This window comes from Aeromonas sp. JL9, from assembly GCF_024436075.1.
GTDB lineage: Bacteria > Pseudomonadota > Gammaproteobacteria > Enterobacterales > Aeromonadaceae > Aeromonas > Aeromonas veronii.
Genome location: NZ_JANFNV010000017.1, coordinates 77,576 through 84,994 on the forward strand (window position 1 = coordinate 77,576; position 7,419 = coordinate 84,994).

At 52.8% G+C, this 7,419-nt stretch carries 7 protein-coding genes; 6 read left to right on the top strand and 1 reads right to left on the bottom strand.

From position 1 onward, the window contains the following. Positions 1-75 precede the first annotated feature (75 nt). Both aroE and NOM06_RS13500 read left to right on the top strand, forming a co-directional pair. Complete coding sequence (gene aroE, locus NOM06_RS13495) at positions 76-897, top strand: shikimate dehydrogenase (protein ID WP_255911957.1); 822 nt, start codon at positions 76-78, stop codon at positions 895-897. Continuing rightward, entirely contained in the window at positions 894-1,154 is a 261-nt protein-coding gene (locus NOM06_RS13500) for a DUF1488 domain-containing protein (RefSeq protein WP_203119788.1), read from the top strand. Before aroE ends, NOM06_RS13500 begins: the two co-directional genes overlap by 4 nt. 776 nt (positions 1,155-1,930) lie before the next feature. On the opposite strand, the gene yihA is transcribed toward NOM06_RS13500, so the two are convergent. Next, on the bottom strand, positions 1,931-2,587 hold the full coding sequence (gene yihA / locus NOM06_RS13505) for a ribosome biogenesis GTP-binding protein YihA/YsxC (protein WP_042657324.1): 657 nt from the start codon (positions 2,585-2,587) through the stop codon (positions 1,931-1,933). A 142-nt stretch (positions 2,588-2,729) separates the two neighbouring features. Between yihA and NOM06_RS13510 the strand changes: the two genes are divergently transcribed. From NOM06_RS13510 to hemN, 4 genes are all read left to right on the top strand, one after another. Further along, positions 2,730-3,347, top strand: a complete 618-nt coding sequence (locus NOM06_RS13510) for a cytochrome c (RefSeq protein WP_005339710.1) — start codon at positions 2,730-2,732, stop codon at positions 3,345-3,347. 839 nt (positions 3,348-4,186) lie between these two features. Continuing rightward, the gene (gene yihI, locus NOM06_RS13515; protein WP_255911959.1) at positions 4,187-4,774 is read left to right on the top strand and encodes a Der GTPase-activating protein YihI; all 588 of its coding nucleotides are present in this window, start codon (positions 4,187-4,189) and stop codon (positions 4,772-4,774) included. 11 nt (positions 4,775-4,785) lie between these two features. Then, complete coding sequence (locus NOM06_RS13520; protein ID WP_005339712.1) at positions 4,786-5,226, top strand: DUF2489 domain-containing protein; 441 nt, start codon at positions 4,786-4,788, stop codon at positions 5,224-5,226. Positions 5,227-5,257: 31 nt separating this feature from the next. Beyond that, positions 5,258-6,631: an oxygen-independent coproporphyrinogen III oxidase gene (hemN, locus tag NOM06_RS13525; RefSeq protein ID WP_255911958.1), complete on the top strand. Its 1,374-nt coding sequence runs from the start codon at positions 5,258-5,260 to the stop codon at positions 6,629-6,631. Positions 6,632-7,419: the final 788 nt, after the last annotated feature.

Genomic DNA, 7,419 nt, shown 5'->3' on the forward strand with positions numbered 1-7,419 from the left:
CTGGCCGATATTCGGCTTGTTCCCGAGAGTGAAAACCCGTTAAATCGGAATATTGCCCTATGATGGAACTCTTTGATGGATCGTTATCTGGTTTTTGGCCACCCGGTGCGCCACAGCAAGTCCCCCTTCATTCACACCCTGTTTGCCAGACAAACCCAGCAAGAGCTGGAGTATGGACTGGCTGAACCCGCCGTCGACGAGTTTGCCCACGCCCTGCAGGTCTTCTTTGCCCAAGGGGGCAAGGGATGCAATGTCACCGTTCCCTTCAAGGAGCAGGCATTCACTCTGGTCGATCGGTTGAGCCCGAGGGCCAAGCGGGCGGGCGCGGTCAATACCATCAAGCTGACCGATGATGGCGTGCTGCTGGGGGACAACACCGATGGTGCAGGGCTAGTTGCCGACCTCAAGTCCCACGGCGTGACGCTGGCGGATAGCCGGATCCTGCTGCTGGGTGCCGGTGGAGCAGCTCGCGGTGCATTGGCGCCGCTGCTGGCAGAGCTGCCGAGCGAGCTGGTGATCGCCAACCGCACCCACACAAAAGCGCAACAGTTGGCTGCCGAATTCTGCGATCTGGGGCCTGTGACTGCCCAGACCTATGAGCAGTTGGCTGGTCCGTTCGATCTCGTTATCAACTCTACCTCCGCCAGCCTTCAAGGGGAGCTGCCGCCGTTGGCCCCTGCCCTGATCCACGCCGATATTGCCATCTACGACATGATGTATGGCGCCTCGGATACGGCGTTTATCAGTTGGGCCAAACAGCAGGGGGCCCGTCAAACCATGGATGGACTCGGCATGTTGGTGGAGCAGGCTGCCGAAGCGTTTACCGTGTGGCGCGGAATTCGTCCCGGGACTAAACAGGTATTGAGAGAGTTGAAGCGTAACTTGGGGGTGATATGAACCAGGGTATTCTGTTTCCTGACCTGATGGAGTGGCAGGCTGACGAACAGCGGGTGCGTTTTCCTGCCCAGCAGATGGGGGCGCTGATAGATTGTTACATCAGCCATCGGCGACTGGAGAAAATGACCGGTCTGGCGCTGACGAGAGAGGATGACATCGTCAGAGCCTTCGAAAGTGTACGTTTTGATATTGAAGATATGGCTGAAAAACTCATTGAAGAACAAGAGTTTGCTGAAGATGGCGCTATCTACCTCTGATTTTCCAAAGTTTTTTTGTTTTGTAGCGGAACTACTTTGAAATGGCGCTGACTAACTAGATAGTTGAGGAAGTGCTAGCTAGTCACCTTTATAACTCCCCGGTATTCGTACTGGGGATTTTTTTATCTACATGAAAGTAAATGGTTTTTTCTTAATCTGTAAGTTGTGAAACTAAATTACATAAATTACTTTCACTTTCTGCTGCTTTGCTGTACAGTTGTCTGCGTAGGGTACAGAGGTAAGATGTTCTATCTTTCAGACCTTTTATTTCACGTAATTGAATGTGGCTGAATAGCTGCCCCGATGAGGTTCTCGTCGGGGTGTTTTTTTATGCGCGGCATTTAGAGTAAATGCTTTAAATTGGCGATGCATTTGATAGAATGAGGCTGCTTCTTGAGGAATACCTGTCGTCTGGTACTCAAGATTCAGCTTCTTCCCAATTTTTTGAACTTATTATTTCAGGCTGGATGGCATCACTGTCGTCCGGCCTCATTTTTATCCCTTCCGGTCAGGTTCTGTAATTAAATTTCATTTTGGTCTCTTTTTGTAATTCTTGTTCGTTTTGAAAGAACAGATCTGAAAACGCTATCAACGTCTTCCAAAGTTAATTCCTTTCATGAATTAACGATCTATCTATATGAACTGTAAGCGGTAATTGATATAACAGGGGAGACGAATGCGGGGTATTAGTCGTGAGGCAGGTGAAAGCGGCAATCTGAAACCCTTTCAATCAGCGGAGGAGTGCTCCGCCAATTGCAAGGAAAGCGAGGAGTGGATTACTCCTCGACAGGTTGCTGTTCGTCAGCGTCCAGCAGGTCGGTATCGTCACCACTGACGTACCATTCGGTCAGGGTTTGCGCCAGCTTCTCCACACCGATGTTGGTGAGGGAGGAGAACGCTTCAACTTGGATCTGGGAACCGAGGTTGGCAACGGCCTGGCGCACCTTGATCACCTGGTTGTTGCGCGGACCCGGGCTCAGTTTGTCAGCCTTGGTCAGCAACAGCATGACGGGCAGCTGACGGTGTGAGCTCCACTCCAGCATGTTCATGTCGGTATCTTTGAGCGGGTGGCGGATGTCCATCAGGATCACCAGACCTTTCAATGACTCACGGCGCTGCAGATACTCTGCCAGTGACTTTTGCCACTTGAGCTTCATTTCAAGCGGAACTTGCGCATAACCATAACCCGGCAAGTCGACCAGACGCTTGCCCGGTTCCAGCTCAAACAGGTTGATCAGCTGGGTACGACCGGGTGTCTTACTGGTGCGCGCCAGGTTCTTGTGTTTGGTTAAGGTGTTCAATGCAGATGACTTACCGGCGTTGGAACGGCCGGCAAACGCGATCTCGACACCCCCATCATTTGGCAGGTGACGGATGTCGGGTGCGCTGGTCACAAAATGCACCTTATTGAAATTCAGAGTTTGTGTATCCAACGTAAATTCCCCATGGAGATAGAGGGTTATAGAGTTACTTTTTTGTAAAATGGTGTAAAATAGCGTCGCTTAAACGCGTTTATTTTAACATGCCTTCAGCGGCATGGGATCTGGAAGCCTAATAACGAAAAGTTGGAACGCCATGAAGAACCTAGTCATTACTCTTGCTCTGATGGTTGGCGTAACGGGGATGGCACAAGCCAAGGGCGATGCCGCTGCGGGACAGACCAAGGCTGCCGTTTGTGCGGCTTGTCATGGACCGGACGGAAACAGCCTGGTTGATATGTACCCCAAAATTGCTGGTCAGCACGCATCATATATCAAAAAGCAGTTAGTTGAACTGAAGGCTGCCGCTTCTGGTCAAATTGGCCGGGTTGCGCCAGTGATGGGGCCGATGGCGTTACCTTTGTCGGAACAGGACATGGATGACCTGGCGGCTTATTTCTCCAGCCTGAAGGTTACCCCTATCGCTGTCCCTGACGACGTGGTCGAAGCGGGCAAGGCACTCTATATGGGTGGTGACATGAGTCGCGGTCTGGCAGCTTGTACGGCTTGCCATGGTCCCCGTGGCTCGGGTGTCGAACAGGCGAAGTATCCCAACCTGTCCGGCCAGCATCCTGCCTATATCAAGGCTCAGCTCACCGCATTCCGTGCCGGGACGCGTGACAACGATCCGAATGGCATGATGCGGGATGTTGCCAAGAAACTGACTGATCAGGATATCGAAGCCCTCTCCAAATATGTGGCGGGTCTGCACTGATATAGTCGATACGGTCGATTTGAGTTGAAACGGGGAGCCTGGGCTCCCCGTTATTTTTATGGCTTTCAGATAATTCTCGGTTTAATCCCCCCGTTCTGTAAGAGATCTCCCATTCTCAAGGCAGGCCAAGGCTCATAAAATTGCATAAAATATTAAATAATCATTATTTATCAATGAATTATATAAGTATTGATATTTTTCGACATGTTGAGAATGTTTTGAGTGGATTGAGCCGCTTTATAGAGTTGGTACAGTAGGCTTAATGGATTCACCCACGGATTGGGTGGCGGTTTCACGACAGGGTGTTGTGAGCAGAGGATGGCTGGCGTGGCGGGATGCCATGGGCTCGGATGAGCTGGCAAAGGATTGAAGGATCAGGATGGTGACCATCTCCGGAGCGGGATGGGGTTGCGGGATGCAGACTCCCCGGCACGATGGCAGGATGCGGTCGAGACGGGTCAAACAGGCACATGCACATTCAGGAACGACCAATATAAGGTCAGGATGACCACACAACGATATGATGCGGCGACAAGTTGTCACGGAGAGGACGAAATAGATTGTTTTGCCATTCAGGATGGCGCACGCATGAACATATCAAGGCAGCTTCGGCTGCCTTTTTTCTTTTGGGTCATTAACCCGATCAGCCATTCTGTGTCAAAATACCAGCAACATGCCCAGAGGATACCGATCCTGCGGTGTTCAGTGGCCTGATTGGGCCGGATTGGTGCGGGATCCTGCTCTTGTTCCAGCCTTACTGTTCCTCGCATCGTATCCCACCGGGTGAGATCATCCCGGGTACGGGTCAAACCAGTTATTTTCGGAGTTAGCCATTCATGATGTCTGCCAAACAACCCACTCGCAAGCCTACTGGCAAGCGCAAAGAATCTGATGTCAGTGCTCAGGAAGGCCGTGAGCGTAAACGGGCTGCCAAGCGAAAGGGCCTGAAGGCGGGTTCTCGTCAGCAAGTTGAACAGCCGAAGAACAAGTCTGGCAACAGCCAGTCCAAAGATCCGCGTATCGGTTCCCGCAAGCCGGTAGTTCTGGTGGTGGATGACAAACAGAAGAAGCCGACAGCCCCCAAGGCGGTGAAAGAGAAGAAGCTGGTGATGACGCCCGAGCAGGAGCTGGCTTCCATCGAAAACGATGACCGCTTGAATGATCTGCTGGATCGTCTTGATGCCGGTGAAACCCTGGAAGCGGCCGAGCAGGCCTGGGTTGATCAGCGTGTCGACCGTTATCAGGAGCTGATGGATGAGCTGGGCATCATCGACAACGACGATGATGAAGATGATGAGCTGCCGTTTGATGATGGCGATGACGCCGAGTTCGACGAGCAGAAACCGGCCTCCGAAGAGGAGTTGTGGGACCGTTTCAACCAGGTCGATTTCAAGCCGGAAACCAAGCCTGAGCCGAAGAAAAAGTGATGAGTGGATGGATGCTGGCCGCCCTGTTGGGCGGCCTGATTTTGTCAGGATTGGCCATCTATGCAGGCATGCTGCTGGCCAGACTGAGACGACAGCAAGCGATGCAGTGGCAGGCTATAACTGCTCGCAATGAGCGAATTCTGGAGAGCGTGCGGGTCATTGCTCATGCGGTGCAGGAGGGGCAGTGCGATTACTCCGAAGGCGCCATTCGGCTGACCAATCTGCTGGATGCGTTGCAGATCAAGGGGGGGCGAGCGTTCGTTGCCGAGTTCCCGGGTCTGTACGGGCTGTATGAGAAGGTGAAAGATATGCCGACTCATGAGGCCAGACGCGCCCTCAAGCGCAATGAAGTGATGAAGATGGATCTCGAACGCAGCGGCTACGAGGCTGAGCTGGAGGCTCAGATCCTCAAGGATGTGGCCCAGCTGAAGGATTTTCAGTTAGGTCGGTGAGCCAACAATAACAACAAGAGAGGAAGCGAGCGTGCAAGCAGAACAGATTGTGTGGGATCAGGCCCTGATCGAAAAATATAACTACAGTGGCCCGCGATACACCTCTTATCCCACTGCGCTGGAGTTCAACGAGAGCTTCGGCTATCCGGATTTTGTCCGCGCTGCCGGCCAGTATCCCGAGCGCAATCTGTCGCTCTACGTGCATATCCCTTTCTGTCACAAGCTCTGCTACTACTGCGGCTGCAACAAGGTCATTACCCGTCATCAGCACAAGGCTGACGAGTATCTCGACCACCTGGAGCAGGAGATCAAGGCGCAAGCCCCGCTCTTCAAGCACCGTCTGGTCACCCAGCTGCACTGGGGTGGTGGAACACCCACCTATCTGGATGAAGCACAAACGCGCCGTCTGATGGCCATGCTGCGTGAGCACTTCCATTTCGCCGAAGAGGGGGAGTTCAGCATCGAGGTCGATCCGCGCGAGATTGCCATTACCATGCTGGATGTGCTGCGAGACGTCGGCTTCAACCGCATCAGCCTTGGGGTGCAGGACTTCAACAAGGATGTGCAGGTTGCGGTCAACCGCGAGCAGGACAACGACTTTATTAAAGCGATGCTGGAACGGGCCCGTGAACTTGGCTTCCGCTCGACCAACCTCGACCTTATCTATGGCCTGCCGCATCAGGATCGTGCCCGCTTCCACCATACGCTGGAAGAGGTGCTCAAGACGGATCCGGCGCGCCTCTCCATCTTCAACTATGCCCATCTGCCGAGTCGCTTTGCCGCCCAGCGCAAGTTGAAAGAGGTGGATATGCCTGCGCCGCAGGAGAAGCTGGCCATGCTGCAGGACACCATCGCCTTCCTCACCGGTCAGGGTTACCAGTTCATCGGCATGGACCATTTTGCCAAACCAGATGACGAACTGGCAGTGGCGCAGCGCGAGGGCAAGCTGCACCGCAACTTCCAGGGCTATACCACTCAAGGTGATTGCGATCTGCTGGGGCTGGGGGTCTCCTCCATCAGCATGATCGGTGATGCCTACTCCCAGAACCAGAAAGAGCTCAAGACCTATTACGCACAGGTTGCAGAGCTGGGTCATGCCCAGTGGAAAGGCTGCTCGCTCAATCAGGATGACCTGATCCGCCGTGAGGTGATCAAGCGGCTCATCTGTGATTTCCGTCTGAACTTTGCCGCTGTCGAACAGGCGCACGGGCTCAATTTCAGAGAGTATTTTGCCGACGATCTCAAGCTGCTGCAGACCTTCATCAACGATGGACTGGTGCGTATGACGGAGGATGGTCTGGAGGTCTCCTCCACGGGGCAGCTGCTGATCCGCAATATCTGCATGTGTTTCGACGTGTACCTGCGCAACAAGGCGCGCCAGCAGCAGTTTTCTCGCGTGATATAAGCTTGTTTGCCGATCAGAAAACAGAAAGGGGCGCCATCGTGGCGCCCCTTTCATATGTATTTTTGCTTAAGCAGCGGGTCGGGAAGGTTCTGGCAAGAAGTCTCTGCGCTGAGGCAAGCAATTGGGAATCAAGCAATGGTCGCGGTAAAACGCAGATAAAAAGATGGGGGCGACTTGCGTCGCCCCCGGTAGTCGTATCGCTCAGATCCTTGAACGAAGTTGCTCCCTGCAATCCCTGACTGTTTACCTCTTCCTTTAGGTTTCCCCTTCCCAATCCTTTGGGGTGTCCTTTAGCCATCTTGGCCTGACGAGTCATCCTGTCCCGTCGCACTTTCTCCGTCCTGGGAGGTGTCCTTTACCACATCCTGTGGTGAGTCCATTTGCCCAACCCTGGCAGCCAGTCTTCCTGACCGACTTCATTGCGTCCGTGCATGAGTAACTATAAGGATTTTCTAACCGGCTACAACGCCAGATTGGAAAACGTTTTTGTTATTAGCTATTTCGAAAGTGGTGAGTTTCGATTTATTCATTTATAAACAGCTAGTTAAGTTACTCATATTCATGTTTTAAGATCTTATCTTCCGATTATCTCGGGGATCTTTTCGGCTGTTAGCTTACATATGGAATGGCAGATCTCTTACAGCGCGTTTTGGTTGCTTCAGAAACAGATGTTGCAATCTGATGATGGTCATTCGGGGTGAGTTGGTGAGGCATGCGTATTCCGGCGAAGTTGAACAGCCATTCCGGCCAACGTGAACACCCTGATCCTTAACGCGCTCACGTCATCC